Genomic DNA, 16,276 nt, shown 5'->3' with positions numbered 1-16,276 from the left:
GGATATCCCCATGGCCGATCCCATTCGCATCTTCATTGGTTCCGGAGAAGCCAGCCGCATTGAGCGGCAAGTGGCGATCGATTCGCTACAACGGATGACCGATCGCCCGTTGGCAATTACGGCGTTTAACGGCACCCACAACGCCCTAGAGGTTTTAGGAGAGCCACCCCGTCCCGCCCCCATGTCACTGCGGGTCAAGTACTGGAATGCGACGGAGTTTAGCCTCTACCGTTTTTTGATTCCAGAACTCTGCGGCTACCAAGGCCGCGCCATCTACATCGACTCCGATGTGGTTTGCCTACACGATATTGGCGAACTGTTTGACACTGATCTGGAAGGGGCAGACTTCCTCGCCAAAGCCGAAGCCTATCCCGATCGCGCTGGTGCTCTCTGGGGTTTGAGTGTCGTCCTGTTTGATTGCGATCGCTGCCGATTTCCCCTCGAACAGTTCATTGATGAACTGGAAGCCGGTGTTTACGACTATCGCGATCTGCCCTGCATGGGACCGCGCTTTTTGAACAAACGCCCCTATCAGATCGGGGCACTGGATCCACGCTGGAATAGCTTTGACTTTGCCGATCGCGAAACTCGACTGATCCATTACACCGACCTCAAGCGTCAGCCTTGGAAACGACCCGGTCATCCCTACGGCGACCTCTGGTTCAAGGCCATGCAGCAGGCACTCGACTCCGGCATCCTCACAGACACAGAAATTAGCCAAGCGATTAAGCGCTTCAACGTCCGCGACGATATCCGAGAAGGCAACCGACCGCGCTGGCTGACTCGGCAGCGTTTGCGGTCCTGGCTGCGCCAAGTTAAGCAGCAACTGCGTCCGGTCAAGGTCTGATGCGGCGACTCATCGACTGTCCTGGCAGTGCCCAACTGGTTGCGGCGATCGCCGCGCTCCGCAGTCAAGGACTCCAAGCCGATCGCTACTGCTTTTCGGGATGGGCACCGCGCGATCGTTTTGCGGCTTTCTCTGCCGAAGTTGCCCGCATGGCAACCCAGCTCCAGCCGGGTTTGACGGGATCAGCAATCGCTCCCGAGCGGTTTACCAGTTGGCTGGGGCGCTCCCTATCAGCTCTAGAACAACAACAACTCCGACAAGAGATTGGACTCGAGACCGTCGATGAACTGTGGCTGGCCACCGGCTGGCGTCCGAAAGAACAACTTCTGCGACAGCTTTATCCAACAGCACGCTGCCTGTGCTACGGCGATGGGCTGGGGGTCTACGTGGCTGCCGACTCTGTGCTGCAGCAGCGGCGGGGCTGGCGATCGCGGCTGCGATCTTGGTGGTCACCAGCTACCAAACCACTTCCAGCCGATGGTGGTCATTTCATCTTTTCAGGGGATCGCCAACCTCCCTTCCCCAGCCAGCCAGTCCCTTTGTCTGACCTTGAGGACTACCTACATACCCTTGCCAACGCCTTACCCACACAAGCGATCGCCAGTTTGAGACAACTGACGGCTCAGCGAGAGTGGGGCGTATTGCTGACAGCCAACCTCTCAGAGCAAGCTGACGGCGCCTACATCAGCCTTACGGCTGAGATTGAAGCCTATCGCCAGTTTTTGGCTGACCAGTCACTCCCGTCGGCCCTGCTACTCAAACCCCATCCCCGAGACAGTGCCACCAAACTCCAGCAGCTGACAACCGCGATCGCTGACCTTGGGGTTGAACCCCTAGTGCTTCAGGATTCGCAACTCGCCTTTTGGCCAATCGAAGTGATTCTGCTGAGCCTATTGCCCGATCTACAAGGACTGCCCGTCTTTACCGTCAGTTCTGCTGCAGTACCCCTTCAAGCCCTCGGGGCCGACGTACAACTGGGGTTTGGTGCGGCGATCGTGCGGCGGCAATTTACCCGCAAAGGGCAACGCTTACGCCGCCACGAAGAACAGCAGTTACAACGCTGGTTACAGGTGGGCAATGGGGCTAGCAATCCAAGGTTGTAGCGCGCTCCCAAGGGGTAATTTCAGCACAAAAACTGCGCCATTCCTGATGCTTAAGCTTGAGGTATGCACTTGTGAACGCAGCTCCCAAACCTTCGGTGAGAACAGTGCTTTCTTGTAGCGATCGCAGGGCATCCAGCAAATGCTCGGGCAAGGTCGGAACTGTGCCGGGTGGTAAGGGCTGAGCATAGTTGTCATTGTCGTAGCGGGGGCCTGGATCGCGTTTGTTCTGAATACCATCTAAGCCGGCAGCGATCGCGGCAGCAGGCAACAGGTAAGGGTTAGCAGCCCCATCGGCGAGTCGCAACTCAAAGCGACCGGCATCGGGAATACGGATCAGGTGGGTGCGGTTGTTGCCACTGTAGCTAATACCGTTCGGAGACCAAGTCGCACCCGAGGTCGTCGCCGGTGCATTAATCCGCTTATAGGAGTTGATGGTTGGGTTGGTGAGGGCGCAGAGGGATGCCGCCGAATGCAGCAATCCACCAATAAACTGATAGCCCAGGGTCGAGAGGGGAGCAGTCGCAACCGGATCGACAAAAGTATTGGTTGTGCCCTCCCGATTCCAGAGTGAAAGGTGCATGTGGCAACCATTGCCGGTCAAATCCGCGAAGGGCTTGGGCATAAAGGTAGCCCTTAATCCTTGCCGTTCCGCGAGAGTTTTGACCATGTACTTGAAGAAAGCCTGGCGATCGGCAGTGACTAGCGCATCCGCATAGGTCCAGTTCATTTCAAACTGACCGTCGGCATCTTCATGATCACTTTGATACGGCCCCCAGCCCAGTTCCTCCATCGCTTCACTGATCTGGGTAATCAGGTCGTAGCGCCGCATCAGGGACTGCTGGTCGTAGCAAGGTTTCGCCTGGCGATCGCGCGGATCAGCGATCGCATCTCCGGTTTCATCCAGAAGGAAGAACTCACACTCCACCCCTGTTTTGGGGCGATAGCCGAGGGACTCAGCCACCGAGAGAACCCGCTTTAGTACCCAGCGCGGCGCTTGCTCCAGCGGTTGATCGTTGAGGTAGAGATCTGCTGGCATCCAAGCGACTTCCGGTTGCCAAGGCAGTTGGAACAGACTGTCGCGATCGGGAATGGCTAAAACGTCCGCATCCGCTGGGCTGAGATCAAGCCAAGCTGCAAAACCGGCAAAGCCCGCACCACTAGTGGCCATGAGGTCGATGCTGCTGGCTGGCACCAGCTTGGCTCGCTGTACGCCAAATAGATCGGTGAAGGCAATCAGAAAGTAACGAATGCCCCGATCGCGCGCCAAGGCTGCCAAAGAATCCATGTCTCGTTCCACACCCACAAAGTCCCGGCTATCCTAGGCAGTCCAGACTCAGGATTTTGTTCGAGACGGACGAGATCCCACAAAAAATGGACCTCAACCCACTGCGATCACGGCAAGTTGAGGTCTTCGATCAACACAGCGTCAGCGCTTTTTAGACGGTCGCAACCGCTCGCCCCGCCATTTGCAAGGTAGCCCCGAGACCGGCGAGCAAGTCCTCTTCGTTGAGCTTGCCGTCCTTGTTCAGGTCGAGTGCATCAAAGACAGCATCGCTGCCCAGCCATTCCTCACGGGTGATAAAGCCATCGCCATCAAGGTCGCAGACGCTGAAAACTTCGTGGGCAGCGTGGTGGAAAACGGCTTTGCCTTCCAGCACGGCTAGTCGTTGCTTAAGCAAGCCTTCGAGGGTATCGATCGCCTTGCAAAAACCACGAATGCCTTCGTCTAGCTTTTCATTGGCCATGCGATCGGCTTGGTGGAGTTCAGCAAAGCGATCGCGATCGAGGTGAATTTGCTCCAGCTCAAGGCTTTCAGCGATCGCGGGATCGAGCTTGCGCTCCAGTAGCGCTTCGGTCTGGCGTAACTCTTCCAGTAGCCCCGGCGAGATCGTCAGGAGGTCGCAGCCCGCCAGTTCAATGATCTCGCTGATGTTACGGAAGCTAGCGCCCATCACTTCCGTCGCATAGCCGAATTTTTTGTAGTAGTTGTAAATCTGGGTGACGGACTGGACGCCCGGATCTTCTGCCCCTGGGAAAGCGTCGCGTCCGGATTCCTTCTTGTACCAATCGAGGATGCGACCAACAAAAGGCGAGATGAGGGTGACGCCGGCCTCAGCGCAGGCCACAGCTTGGTGGAAGCCAAACAGCAGGGTCAGGTTGCAATGAATGCCTTCTTTTTCCAGGACTTCAGCAGCCCGGATGCCTTCCCAAGTTGAGGCAATTTTAATCAGCACGCGATCGCGGCGGATGCCTGCCCGCTCGTACAGCCCAATCAGCTTACGGGCTTTAGCGATCGTGGCTTCGGTGTCGTAGGAGAGCCGAGCATCAACTTCTGTGGAAACGCGCCCTGGCACAATTTCGAGAATGCGCAAGCCAAAAGCGACAAACAGTTCATCGATGGCTTCAGCCACGATCGCTTCTACAGGGGCTTCTGCGCCTAGCTCAGTCCGAACTTGGCGGAGCGTGTCATCAATAATGCTTTGATACTGCGGCATTTGCGCCGCGGCTGTGATCAGAGAAGGGTTGGTGGTGGCATCGCGAGGGGTGAACGTCGCGATCGACTGAATGCCGCCGGTGTCTGCGACAACCACCGTCATTCCGCGGAGTTGTTCGAGTAAATTCGCTGCCATAACTGCCTCAATAAGCCTTGATTTGCGGCCCTTTCAGCTTAACCAGCCCAATTCGATTCGTCGGGCGATCCCCTCAGAACTTCAGACTTCCTTTCGAATGTTTAGAGAGAATTACAACCGTCTCATCTGGGATCGGTCGCTGCAGGACATTTCTAGGCAGGATCCTAGGGTGGGAGCAACCGGTCATTTCACGATCGCCGCCCCGTAGGATTAGCGATCGCAGGCATTGACTCCGCAGACCGTCATGATTGGCTATCTCCAAGGTTCTCTGGCTGGCGTTCGCAAGCAGAGCGGCCGACTCTTGCTCTTATTAGATGTGCAGGGAGTTGGCTACGAAGTGCAAACACCAGCGCGATCGCTGGTAGAGCTGCCTGCCGCTGGTCAATCCCTACAAGTGTTCACCCATCTTCAGGTCCGAGAAGATCAGTGGCTGCTGTTTGGTTTCTTGCAAATGGCAGAGCGCGATCTGTTTCGGCAGCTGATCAGCGTCAGCGGGATTGGCCCCCAGTTGGGGCTAGCGCTGCTCGACAGTTTAAGTCTGGCGGAATTAGTGCAGGCGATCGTGGCGGGCAATACGCGTCTGCTGAGCCGGACTCCCGGCGTTGGTGCGAAGACCGCAGAACGACTCGCCTTGGAGTTGCGTAGCAAATTAGCGGAGTGGCGCGAAGAGGCGGGCCTGCTCCCCAGTGCGACGGCAGCCCCGATCGCAGCAGTACAGGAGGATGTGGAAATGACCCTGCTGGCGCTGGGATACAACAATCGCGAAATCCTGCAAGCCTTGACCGCGATCGCCCAAGAAAATCTTGTCCAGTCGGGGCAGCCCGCCGAAGATTGGATTCGTGAAGCGATCGCATGGCTTAGCCGTTGATCGGCCATGCTACTATCAGAGTTTGCTGAAGCGCGACTGAGTTCCATGTCCCTGACCCAAGCCCGTAAGCAGGAAATTTTTGAGGCCTACCAGATCCACCCCACCGACACTGGCTCGGCGGATGTGCAAGTGGCCGTGTTGAGCGAGCGGATTAGCCGCCTGAGCCAACACCTGCAGCAAAACAAAAAAGACTTTGCCTCCCGCACAGGTCTGCTGCGGTTGATCGGTCAGCGGAAACGCCTGCTGGCTTACATCCTCAAGCAAGACCGCGATCGCTACAAAGCCCTGATCGAGCGCCTCGGTATCCGCGGCTAAGGCCGATGAGCAAACCAACGCCTGACCGGTTGCCGTTTGAGCCCAAGCGGCGCAAAGCGAAGCCAGCCAAAGCGGCGGCGGCTCCAGCCCCTGTCGCCACTCAAGCGTCAGAGCCTAAGCAGTCATCGAAGGTTTCGCGATCGCAACCCAAGCTAGAGGAAACGCGCATTCCTGACGCTGTTAGCCAGCGAATGCTGCGCCGCATATTAGCCTTCTCCGGGGTGCCAACGGGCTTGGGCGTCGCCGTGTTCTTCCTGAGCTACTGGCTCGTTAGCCGCGAAATTATCCCCTTGCCAACGTCTGCGGTGGTCCTTGCTTCCATGGGCTGCTTCGGCCTAGGAGTGCTGGGCTTGACCTACGGTTTGCTCTCAGCCTCGTGGGATGAGCAACAAGACGGTAGCCTGTTGGGCTGGGATGAGTTTCGTTTGAATGGTGGTCGGATGATCACCGCTTGGCGTGAGTCGAGAGCTGCTCGCCAGCAAGCCAAATCCGATTCCTGACCCAGGGATACAGCGAATCGTTAGCTTGGCTACAGGACCACGAACGCGAATTATTTGAGATCTGCGTTGAAGCCAATCCAAGTCGGGTTGGCTTTTTGCTTGGGGAACAATAGCCCCATCGTGGCTGACAGAAAACCATGAAGTTTTTCCTTTTGTCGATCGCCCTCACCGGTCTGGTCTCTACTGCGATCGCGGCAGATCCTCCGCCATCCAATACCACTCCCAATGCTGCGACCAACAGCGATGCGGAAATTGTCGAAGATGCTAACCGGCGCTTTGTTACAGGTAATGACAACTTCTGCACCCTCAACACCGTTGAGCGCTCCGAAATTCAACAGGCCTACGTCAATCTGGGTCAAACCGTGCCGGCCGTTCTGCAAGCGAATTGCGGCGGGGGCGGGCGCTTCTAACTCGGTATTCCGATCGCACCCGTGATGTGTATCGAGGCTCAGGCGAGAGCGATCGCTGGGTCTTGATTAGGGCAGGCTATTTCTGCGGCAATTGCGCCTCGTAGAGCTGCCGTAATAGCCGCAATTCTGCCAAAATCTCCGTCAGCAATTCCTGGGTTTGAGTTTGGGGTGCGTTGAGGACTTCGACCGTGACTTGGCGAATTTTGAGGACATCGCGGGCAAAGCGCGCGACTTCGTTGGGGTGAAAGAGCAGGGGATCGCGATGGTCAGTCCGCAACTCTGGATTCAGTTTGCGAGGGTCGTAGGGTGGGTTGAGCTGCTGGCGATCACTGTTGATGTAGCGGTAAACCGAGGCACGCGATCGATTGATCGCTTTTTGCACTGCTTCAATTTCTAGGAGGCCATCCGGGGTCGAGCCAAAGGAGCTATTCACAATCTCGCAGCAGTCTCACTTGAGACAGACTATCACGGCAGGCCGTGCCGACACATGCTTGGCTTCGCAAGATTACGGACCGTAGCAAGCGATCGCCCTGGGAAAGCAGCAGTCGCAAAATCCGTGCTGATTCAGCCTACACTGCAGTGCTGTGGCAAGGAATTAACTGATGAGCGATCGCTCAACCCTGCAGTGGGGCCAACGGACCTACCTGATGGGGGTGATCAACGTGACGCCCGATAGCTTTAGCGATGGTGGCCAGTTCTTAGATCCCGCAATCGCCGTTGCCCAAGGTCAAGCGCTCTGGCAAGCCGGAGCGGACATTCTCGACATCGGTGGTCAGTCAACTCGCCCGGGAGCCGAAACCGTGCCCTTGGCGGTTGAGCTAGCGCGGGTGATCCCTGTTGTGCGATCGCTGCGGGCAGAGCTGGGATCAAAGCCGATCCTCTCGGTCGATACAACGCGGGTAGAGGTCGCGGCTGCAGCCCTCGCAGCAGGTGCAGACTGGATCAATGACATTTCCGGGGGGACTTTCGAGCCTGAAATTCTCTCACTGGCAGCCGAACGGCAGGCACCGATCGTGTTGATGCATCTGCGCGGCACACCACAAACCATGCAGCAACTGACCGACTACGACGATGTCGTCACAGCCGTACAAACCAGCTTGGTAGAACGGCGTGAGGCAGCGATCGCGGCGGGGGTGCAACCGGAGCGGATTATTCTCGATCCGGGGATCGGCTTTGCCAAAACGGCTGAACAAAACTTGGAACTCCTGCGACGTCAGCGAGAATTGACCACGCTCGGCTGCCCGCTGTTGGTAGGTGTCTCCCGCAAGAGCTTTATTGGCAAAATCCTTAATCAGCCCGATCCCCAGCAACGCGTCTGGGGGACGGCAGCGGCTTGTAGCGCAGCGATCGCCCAAGGAGCCGATATTTTACGAGTTCACGATGTGGCGGCGATGGTCGATGTGGCTCGAGTGGCCGATGCCATCTGGCGATCGCCCTAAATCTGGATCAGGAACCACCCTGATCCCCGCGAGCACAGCGGGACTCCCAAGCCCTGATAAAATCGGAACTGCAATTGGCCTTTAGCGTGCAGTACTCGCGTGCCAGATGTTGGCATTATCTACAACGACAGCAAACCGAGAGCCTGCACGATCGCTGAAGAATTGCAGCAGCAACTCCAAGATCGCGGCTGGGGTGTCCGTTTAGCAACAAGCCAGTCCGGCTTGCTGGGCTATTCCAATCCCGACACCGTCATCTGCCATACCCCCGTCGAGAGTTTAGTGCCACGCGGCTTTGATGCGAGTCTCCGCTGGGCGATCGTCTTGGGAGGTGATGGAACAGTCCTCGCAGCAGCTCGGCAACTAGCTCCGATTGGCGTACCCATGCTGACTGTCAATACGGGACATTTAGGATTTTTAGCTGAGGCTTATCTCGACAGCTTACCCGCTGCGATTGAGCAGCTTTGCAAAGGCGAATACAGCATCGAAGAGCGCACGATGATGGAAGTCAAAGTGTTGCGCCGTGAGTTGATTCGGTGGGAAGCACTGTCATTGAATGAAATGGCACTACACCGTGAGCCACTGACAAGTATGTGTCATTTTGAGGTGGCGATCGGCAAACATGTTCCGGTTGATATTGCGGCGGATGGGGTAATTGTTTCTACGCCCACGGGCTCAACTGCTTACTCTCTCAGCTCTGGTGGTCCTGTTGTGACCCCGGATGTTCCCGTCTTTCAATTGGTGCCGATTTGTCCGCATTCCCTCGCCTCACGCGCCTTGGTTTTTGCGAATCGGGAACCCATGACCATTTTTCCAGCAACACCGGAACGCTTGATGATGGTGGTCGATGGCAATGCCGGTTGCTATGTTTGGCCAGAAGACCGGGTGTTAATCCAGCGATCGCGCTACCCTGCGCAGTTTATTCGTTTGCAGCCAAATGAATTCTTTCGAGTTTTGCGAGAAAAGTTGGGTTGGGGACTTCCCCATGTTGCCAAGCCTAGCGCACCCGATCAAAGCTAGGGGCACACTCATTTACTGAGACTGCTACTGAGTGAGGAAGAACTATGATCGCGCCAGCCTCGCCACACATTTTATTGATCGAGTCAGATTCCAGCTTGGCTCAACAAATGGCAGGCGACTTACTCCAGGCCGGTTATGGAACCTCTCTCGCCAATGTTCAGCAGGATTTATTTGCACAAATCGATCTTCAGAAGCCTGATTTAGTCATCGTCGATCGCATGGCGGGCGGCCAATCAGGTCTGCAATTCTGCCGACAGCTGCGCGATCGCGGCTTAACCATTCCGATTCTGTTATTGATGGGTCGTGATACCGTTGAAGACCGCGTTGCCTGTCTCGAAGCAGGGGCTGATGATTATTTACTAAAGCCTTACCGCAGCGATGAGTTTTTACGGCGACTCCAGCTCTATTTACAACGAGAACCTGCTGCTCAAGAACATCTGCAATTCAGCAACTTAACCCTCGACCTTTCCACGCGGCGTGCTGCTCGTAATGGTCGTCAAATCGACCTAACCATGAAGGAATTTGATCTTCTGCGTTTTTTGATGGAGCATCCGCGCGAAGTGCTGACGCGAGAGCAAATTCTTGAGAATGTCTGGGGTTATGACTTTATGGGCGAGTCGAATGTAATTGAGGTCTACATTCGCTACTTGCGCCTCAAGATTGAGATCGAAGGCGAAAAACGGCTTGTGCAAACGGTGCGCGGCGTCGGTTATGTCCTACGCGAAAGCTAAGTTTTAGCGATCGACCTCTCATTAGGCTGAATAGCACTCCGCAGTGACGCAAAACATGAACTTCTATTTAAGAAGTCGCTGACCTAGGAGCAAAGCCCCATAAGCTGTAGAAGCTTGCGGCTCTCTTTGGGCATGGTCTGCATGGCTTCAAAATCGACTGCGCTGCCACAATCTGTCATCGATCGCGCTACAGAATTGGCCGATCGCTACGGGATTGATCGACAGGTTTTCCTAGAATTTGCCCAGTTTTCGCGATCGCAAAAGGTCTCTTCTCGCGGGAAGAGTAGCACTGGGAAACAGCCACCAGTCACTAAAGTCAAACCCTTGAGCCTAGCCCAGTTGAAAGCAGGCGTTTGCCAAGCATTTAACTGTTCAACTGTTACCCAACTCAAAAAATCAGAAGGCTTTCAAGTTGCGATCGAAGGTCGAGACTACGACTTAAGGCTCAAGCAGCCTTGGCTCGAACTCTATCGCGCATGGGTAGCAGTACCACCTGATGAACGAAATGAAGTGGGACCCAACTGCATCAATGGCATTGATGTCCTCAAAAACTTTCGACCTTGGATTGTCTTTGGCTTAGATCCTAAAAAAGCAACTGTGGAAGATATCAAAAGCGCTTTTCGACAACTAGCTAAAGAGCATCACCCAGATGCTGGGGGTAATCCAGAAGTTTTTTCAAAACTTCAGCAAATGCGCGATTCCTTGTTGTTTGGGAGATAAGTTATGGCTCAATACACTTTGCTAACAGATGACGAGACTGCAGTTGCACTAAAGATCAGCAAATCAAAACTCTATAAGGTTTGTCAAAAGTTTGATGCGAATCTAGATGATGAATGGGAGCTTAACGAAGGCGAGCATTTTGAATGGATTACTCGTGGAAAAATTCGACATTTCTATGAGCAAGGTGCTGTTGCGATAGCCAAATACCTAGAAGTCACAGAAGGCAACGGCATCCTCAACCGCCTAATTGAATTTTTTACTCATCGTCAGCAACGTATCCGAAGAGCTTTAGTTCTGCGCAAAATTGCCCAAGAAACAAGATCAGGGTCAACAGCAGTAGTGTCAGACACCTTATTTTTTCATCGTAGAAGTGCTATTTCTATTCTTGGAACCAATGGCAAAGGGATTAATGGTGCAATGGACAGAATTAAAAAAGGTGGAGGGGGTTATGAAGGCGCTGAAATCTTAATAGCAAATAAAGATATAGCATATATTGAATCCGATGAATACTTTAGTAATACTGGTATTCTAAAGCTATCTAAAGACATGAAAAAATCAAATAAAAACAAGTCAAGACAATCTTGGCTAGAGGCTGTTGGTGACACTATTATTGATGGTGTTGACTATCAGTACAAACTATTGATGTCACAGGAACAAGCAATTACGCAGGCTATCTTAAATGCAAAGCGTTTAGCTCGTAATCGCTGTCAAGTCACTGGAGAGGTATGCGGAGAGGGATCTCAATTTGATTTGCATGGCCATCATATTTTCTGCAAGTCTAGCCGGAGTGACTTAGCTACTAAAATAGACAATATTCTGGTTGTTAAAGAGGAAATTCATAATAGCTATCATCGCTGGCATACGCTGCGATATCAGAGTCAGCCTTGTACACCTGAAAGTTTTATTGAGTATTTGCAAGACGTTCATTCTTACTTGATCGATAAGCCTAAATCTCAAAAGCGATATCTGGCTTTAATTGAACGACTAGAACAACTTCAAAGAGATTGTGGTTAGTAATGTAACCTGAACATCCATCCTGCAAAGATAAAATAAGTAGTTTTTCTCTCAAAGCCATTAATTAAGCATCAAATTTATTCACTAATTTATCGAAGTTTTGACGCACAATTGGGATAGTTCTGGTTTGTGACTCTGACTGTGACCGTTTCTCTCTTGTCTTCCCCTCTGCATTCAGTGTGCACTTCAGCGGGAGCTCGGTTCACGGGGTTTGCAGGCTGGGAGTTACCCCTGCAGTTTCAAGGGCTCATGCAAGAGCATCTCGCTGTTCGTGAGCGAGCAGGGCTATTTGATATTTCCCACATGGGCAAGTTTCAGTTGCGCGGCTCCGGCCTTCGGGCGGCTTTGCAACGTCTGCTGCCCAGTGATTTGACGACTCTGTTGCCGGGGCAGGCTCAATACTCAGTGCTTTTGAATGAAGCAGGAGGCTGCCTTGATGACCTGATTGTCTACTGGCAGGGAATTGTCGATGGTGTCGAACAGGCGTTTTTGATTGTCAACGCTGCGACGACTGACAGCGATCGCCTCTGGCTGACAGAGCATTTACCGCCCGCAATCGCCCTCCTAGATCTCAGTCAAGACTTGGCGTTAGTTGCGATTCAAGGTCCCCAAGCGATCGCTTTCCTTCAGCCTCTTGTCAGTTGCGATCTGGCAGAACTGCCGCGCTTTAGCCACACGGTGACTTCGATCGCTGGTCAACCGGCCTTTGTTGCCCGCACCGGCTACACGGGCGAAGATGGCTGCGAGGTGATGCTGCCGCCCGCAGCCGCGATCACTCTCTGGCAACAGCTGACCGCCGCTGGGGTTGTGCCCTGTGGACTGGGGGCTCGCGATACGCTGCGGCTGGAAGCCGCTATGCCGCTCTACGGTCATGAGCTGGACACTGACACCAATCCTCTCGAAGCTGGATTGGGCTGGGTAGTTCATCTCGACCGGAATCCTGACTTCCTCGGGCGCGATCGCCTTGTGCAAGCGAAAACCAACGGTCTCGAACGTCGCTTGGTCGGCCTCGAGCTGCCTGGCCGGAATATTGCCCGACATGGCTATCCTGTTGCGATCGCTGATACCACGGTCGGAATTGTTACCAGTGGCAGTTGGTCGCCCACCCTCAGCAAAGCGATCGCCCTTGCCTACGTCCCTCCCGCCTTGGCCAATCTTGGGCAGGAACTCTGGGTCGAAATTCGGGGCAAACAGGTGCCCGCCACAGTCGTCAAGCGCCCCTTCTACCGTGGCAGCCAGTTCCGTTAATCTCAGCCCGCGATCACAGCCAGTATCGGTCTTTCCATCTAACAGAAAAGGAGCCCAAGTCACTTGAGCTCCATACACTTGCCTTAGTTCAGAGATTGAAGTAAAGAACGTCGATTACAGCGCCTAGACTGCAGCGAAGAACTCTTTCGACTTAACAGGGTCGGGGTTCATCGTCGCTGCACCCGGTTGCCAATTGGCGGGGCAAACTTCATCGGGGTGACTTTGGACGTACTGAATGGCTTGCAGCACCCGCAGGGTTTCATCAACGCTGCGGCCAAACGCCAGGTTGTTGATGGTGGCGTGCTGGATCACACCTTCTTTGTCGATGATGAACAGACCGCGCAGGGCAATGCCTTCAGCCGGATCAAGCACGTTGTAGGCAGTGCTGATTTCTTTCTTGAGGTCAGCAACCAGCGGGTAAGCCAAGTCACCCAAACCACCTTCTTTACGGCTGGTTTGAATCCAAGCCAAGTGGCTGAATTGGCTATCGACCGAGACACCCAAGATTTCGGTGTTCAGGGCTGAAAAGTCTGCATAGCGATCGCTAAAAGCAGTAATTTCGGTCGGGCAAACAAAGGTGAAGTCGAGGGGATAGAAGAACAGAACGACGTATTTGCCCCGGTAATTGGATAGCTTGATCGTCTGGAATTCCTGATCAACGACTGCAGTCGCTTCAAAATCGGGGGCCAATTGGCCGACGCGCAGGGCTCCTTCGGTCATGAGTCTCACGGCTCCGGGTAAATATCAACGGGCACTCGCATCGCTGAGTACCTCTGTAAACATTTATATCATACTCATAACGACTGTGAGTAAGTGATCTCGTTGTCTTGACTTTGGGGATCCGGCTGGATCTGGCGATCGCGACAAAAAGCATCGATCGCTCCAAAGAGTTGGCGGATGTGTTCGGGCGTCGTAAACGGGTTGACCAGCACCGCCTTCAGCCAGAGGCGATCGCGGAATCTTGGCAGTGACAAGAAGAAGTACCGATCGAGGAGAAATTGCTGCAGCTCCGCAGTCAGGCGATCGCTCGCCAAACGGAAACAGAGGATATTCAAATCGGGCGGGGTCGCCACTTGAATCTGGGGGCGTTGGCGCAATTCTGCAACAAAGCAGCGGCACAGTCGTAGGCCATGTTCCACCAGCGCAGCACAACCGCGATCGCCGAAGTGTTGGAGCGTCAACCAGAGCTTGAGAATGTCTGCCGGTCGAGTGCCTTGGACAGAGACTTCACCAAGGTTGATCAGGTCGTCAGCTTCACCCATATAGGGCGCAGCAATGCGGAAGTGCTCGGTCAGTAACGACCAGTCGCGCAGCAGTAACGAAGCGCTCGTTTTAGCAACACAGAGCCACTTCTGCGGATTGAAGGTAACGGAATTAGCCTGCTCAATGCCCTGGAGCTTATGGGCATAGCGCGGCGAAAAGATCACAGCTCCGCCATAGGAGGCATCAACGTGGAACCACAGCCCTTCAGTACGGGCGATCGCGCTCAGTTCTGGGAGTGGATCAATGCTGCCAGTGACGGTGGTGCCTGCAGTTGCGACCAAACAAAATGGACGCTGACCTTGGCGGCGGGCCGAGGCGATCGCTTCTGTGAGGGCGGCAACTTGCATCCGACCTCGGCGATCGGTTGCGATTGGAATCACGGCTTGGCTCCCTAGCCCCAGCAGCATCGCCGCTTTCTGAATCGAAGTATGGGCAGCTTCAGAGGCAAACAGAATTGGTCTCTGAGTTAGTCCGGCCAGGCCAGTTTCCTGTACCTGCAAGGCCCAATTGCGTGCCAGGGCGATCGCTTGAAGATTGGCGAGACTGCCGCCGCTCAGCAGCAATCCTCCAGCCTCGTCCCCCAGCCCAAACCGTTGCGCTAACTCTCGCAGGACAGCCGTTTCCAAGCGCGAGAAGCTGGGCGACATCTCGACGCTGAGCAAATTGTTGTTGAGAAGTGCTGCGATCGCATCACCAATGACTGACGCAGTGCTCGCCACCGGATCCATGTGGCCGAGATAGCCCGGATTGGCTGGATTCATCGCTTGCGCCAGCAGCGGCTCCAGTTGCTGCAGTAGGTCCGGCAAGGGCACAGACTGCGCCGGAATTCCGACGTGTCGCTCGCTTCCTTGCCAAGTGGGGACGGGCGATCGCTGATCCGCCTGGCTACCGAGATTGAGTAACTGCTCAAGCGCCAACTGAGCTACAGCCGCGATCGCCTCGCGGTTACTCCCATCCGGGCGCAAAAAAGCCGTTTCCGGCAAAGGCGCAGAAGAATTCAAGCGTCGGCTCTCAAGTCGCGGAAAACTTCGCAGGCGTTGGGCAAGCTGCCAAAAAAGAAGCGTCGGCAGAGAATCAGATCGGCCACCGCTGCAAAGACAGCTTCATGATCTCACATTCGGCCTAGCCCGAGTGGGAGTGACAGCCAGCAATCAGTCAGTCTGCTCAAGCAAAAAGCCTGTCCAAGACAATGCTTAGACAGGCTTTTGTGCGACGGGTTTGGAGGGATTCGAACCCCCGACCCTTTGATCCGTAGTCAAATGCTCTAATCCACTGAGCTACAAACCCGCGTCGATTTACTAATCTAGTAGGAGTTACGGCTTTTGTCAAATGCCTCGACAAATTTGCTGCGATCGCTAGCGGTTAGGGCGGGTACGATCGACGACGCGCAGGCGCTCACTGACAACCGTCAGGCCATCCCGACGGACGACCAAAGCTGAAATCCAAAAGTTGCCAGGACGCTGCGGAGCCCGTGCTTGTTTGTAGACGCCGCCAGCCGTCAACGCTTGCAGCCGGAAAGCTGTGGGTTTGAGTAAGCGCTGCAGATCCACTGGGTCATCGGTCACACCGCCGACCAACAGATCATCGTTGAGCGCCCCATCAACGTAGGCATCAAACGAGAAGTTTTCGCCCGTCAGCACGGTGGCTGGAGCATTGACCGTCAGTTCCGGTGGTTTACTGCCACTGGTCAGACGGCTGCGTTCACTCAAAATTTCTTCGCGCTGGAGGCGTCCATTTTGCAGCAGCCAGCGACTCTTAATTTCTGAGGCTAACTTGAAGGTGCGATCGCCCTGTTTCCGCTGGCCTTCAATCTTGGTCAGGGTTTCCACCTGGAGACCGTTGCTGCTGGGCTGACTATTCAGGACTTGAACCGTGTAGCGAGCCCCCGGAAACTGCTTCCAAAAGCGCTGCATCGCAGAGTCATAACCCATGCGATCGAGACCATCCGGTGGCTGGAAGCTGGGAGAGTAGAGATTGGCGATCGCTTTGGGATCTTGACGAGTCGCCGCATCCGCCAAGCTTTGGAAAACTGCTGTTGCAGCGGCTGGAGTTTGAGCCCGCCCCAGCGTCGGAGTTGCCCCAATCAGAAGGGTTGCGAAGAGCGCCAAGGAAAACGGACGAAAGGAGCGCAGCATGGAAACCCCAGTCATAAGAAGGGCAGTAGGCATGAC

Annotated in this window: 18 protein-coding genes and 1 tRNA gene; 12 read left to right on the top strand and 7 right to left on the bottom strand. The window is 54.7% G+C overall.

Annotation, left to right across the window (positions count from 1 at the left end; all coding sequences use genetic code 11):
- Positions 1–10 precede the first annotated feature (10 nt).
- Together SYC_RS09605 and SYC_RS09600 are read left to right on the top strand one after the other, a co-directional pair.
- Positions 11–847, top strand: coding sequence for a glycosyltransferase (locus SYC_RS09605; RefSeq protein ID WP_011244116.1), 837 nt, complete (start codon positions 11–13; stop codon positions 845–847).
- A complete protein-coding gene (locus SYC_RS09600) occupies positions 847–1,950 on the top strand; it encodes a hypothetical protein (RefSeq protein ID WP_011244115.1) in 1,104 nt (367 codons plus the stop codon). Before SYC_RS09605 ends, SYC_RS09600 begins: the two co-directional genes overlap by 1 nt.
- Here the strand turns inward: SYC_RS09600 and glnT are convergent.
- A complete protein-coding gene (gene glnT / locus SYC_RS09595; protein WP_041677018.1) occupies positions 1,931–3,235 on the bottom strand; it encodes a type III glutamate--ammonia ligase in 1,305 nt (434 codons plus the stop codon). The genes SYC_RS09600 and glnT overlap by 20 nt on opposite strands.
- 151 nt (positions 3,236–3,386) lie before the next feature.
- Positions 3,387–4,580: a transaldolase gene (locus SYC_RS09590; protein WP_011244113.1), complete on the bottom strand. Its 1,194-nt coding sequence runs from the start codon at positions 4,578–4,580 to the stop codon at positions 3,387–3,389.
- Positions 4,581–4,824: 244 nt separating this feature from the next.
- Between SYC_RS09590 and ruvA the strand changes: the two genes are divergently transcribed.
- From ruvA to SYC_RS09570, 4 genes are all read left to right on the top strand, one after another.
- The gene (gene ruvA / locus SYC_RS09585) at positions 4,825–5,448 is read left to right on the top strand and encodes a Holliday junction branch migration protein RuvA (protein WP_011244112.1); all 624 of its coding nucleotides are present in this window, start codon (positions 4,825–4,827) and stop codon (positions 5,446–5,448) included.
- A 45-nt stretch (positions 5,449–5,493) separates the two neighbouring features.
- Positions 5,494–5,763, top strand: coding sequence for a 30S ribosomal protein S15 (gene rpsO, locus SYC_RS09580; RefSeq protein WP_011244111.1), 270 nt, complete (start codon positions 5,494–5,496; stop codon positions 5,761–5,763).
- 5 nt (positions 5,764–5,768) lie between these two features.
- The gene (locus SYC_RS09575; RefSeq protein WP_011244110.1) at positions 5,769–6,263 is read left to right on the top strand and encodes a PAM68 family protein; all 495 of its coding nucleotides are present in this window, start codon (positions 5,769–5,771) and stop codon (positions 6,261–6,263) included.
- Between the two features lie 137 nt (positions 6,264–6,400).
- Positions 6,401–6,673: a hypothetical protein gene (locus SYC_RS09570; RefSeq protein WP_011378396.1), complete on the top strand. Its 273-nt coding sequence runs from the start codon at positions 6,401–6,403 to the stop codon at positions 6,671–6,673.
- Positions 6,674–6,749: 76 nt separating this feature from the next.
- Here the strand turns inward: SYC_RS09570 and SYC_RS09565 are convergent, their stop codons facing one another.
- Complete coding sequence (locus tag SYC_RS09565; protein WP_011244109.1) at positions 6,750–7,106, bottom strand: hypothetical protein; 357 nt, start codon at positions 7,104–7,106, stop codon at positions 6,750–6,752.
- Between the two features lie 169 nt (positions 7,107–7,275).
- On the opposite strand from SYC_RS09565, the gene folP reads away from it, so the two are divergent.
- From folP to gcvT, 6 genes are all read left to right on the top strand, one after another.
- Positions 7,276–8,112, top strand: a complete 837-nt coding sequence (gene folP / locus SYC_RS09560) for a dihydropteroate synthase (protein ID WP_011378397.1) — start codon at positions 7,276–7,278, stop codon at positions 8,110–8,112.
- A gap of 99 nt (positions 8,113–8,211) precedes the next feature.
- Positions 8,212–9,129 (top strand): NAD(+) kinase, encoded by a 918-nt coding sequence (locus SYC_RS09555; protein ID WP_011244107.1) that lies wholly within the window; start codon positions 8,212–8,214, stop codon positions 9,127–9,129.
- 44 nt (positions 9,130–9,173) lie between these two features.
- Complete coding sequence (nblR, locus tag SYC_RS09550) at positions 9,174–9,860, top strand: response regulator transcription factor NblR (RefSeq protein WP_011244106.1); 687 nt, start codon at positions 9,174–9,176, stop codon at positions 9,858–9,860.
- Between the two features lie 141 nt (positions 9,861–10,001).
- Positions 10,002–10,580: a J domain-containing protein gene (locus tag SYC_RS09545; protein WP_155813915.1), complete on the top strand. Its 579-nt coding sequence runs from the start codon at positions 10,002–10,004 to the stop codon at positions 10,578–10,580.
- 3 nt (positions 10,581–10,583) lie between these two features.
- Complete coding sequence (locus SYC_RS09540) at positions 10,584–11,594, top strand: hypothetical protein (RefSeq protein WP_011244105.1); 1,011 nt, start codon at positions 10,584–10,586, stop codon at positions 11,592–11,594.
- Positions 11,595–11,723: 129 nt separating this feature from the next.
- Positions 11,724–12,842 carry a glycine cleavage system aminomethyltransferase GcvT gene (gene gcvT, locus SYC_RS09535; protein ID WP_011244104.1) on the top strand — a complete coding sequence of 373 codons (1,119 nt, stop codon included), beginning with the start codon at positions 11,724–11,726 and terminating at the stop codon, positions 12,840–12,842.
- Positions 12,843–12,965: 123 nt separating this feature from the next.
- On the opposite strand, the gene SYC_RS09530 is transcribed toward gcvT, so the two are convergent.
- From SYC_RS09530 to SYC_RS09515, 4 genes are all read right to left on the bottom strand, one after another.
- A complete protein-coding gene (locus tag SYC_RS09530) occupies positions 12,966–13,562 on the bottom strand; it encodes a peroxiredoxin (protein ID WP_011378400.1) in 597 nt (198 codons plus the stop codon).
- Between the two features lie 74 nt (positions 13,563–13,636).
- Positions 13,637–15,106, bottom strand: a complete 1,470-nt coding sequence (locus SYC_RS09525) for a pyridoxal phosphate-dependent decarboxylase family protein (RefSeq protein WP_011378401.1) — start codon at positions 15,104–15,106, stop codon at positions 13,637–13,639.
- Positions 15,107–15,318: 212 nt separating this feature from the next.
- Positions 15,319–15,392 (bottom strand) — tRNA-Arg (locus SYC_RS09520).
- A 68-nt stretch (positions 15,393–15,460) separates the two neighbouring features.
- Positions 15,461–16,240 (bottom strand): hypothetical protein, encoded by a 780-nt coding sequence (locus tag SYC_RS09515; RefSeq protein ID WP_011378402.1) that lies wholly within the window; start codon positions 16,238–16,240, stop codon positions 15,461–15,463.
- Between the last annotated feature and the right edge of the window lie 36 nt (positions 16,241–16,276).

It is taken from the genome of Synechococcus elongatus PCC 6301 (assembly GCF_000010065.1).
In the GTDB taxonomy this organism is placed as follows: Bacteria; Cyanobacteriota; Cyanobacteriia; order Synechococcales; family Synechococcaceae; genus Synechococcus; species Synechococcus elongatus.
The sequence above is the reverse complement of the archived record's forward strand: the minus strand, read 5'-3'. Positions and strand labels throughout refer to the sequence as shown.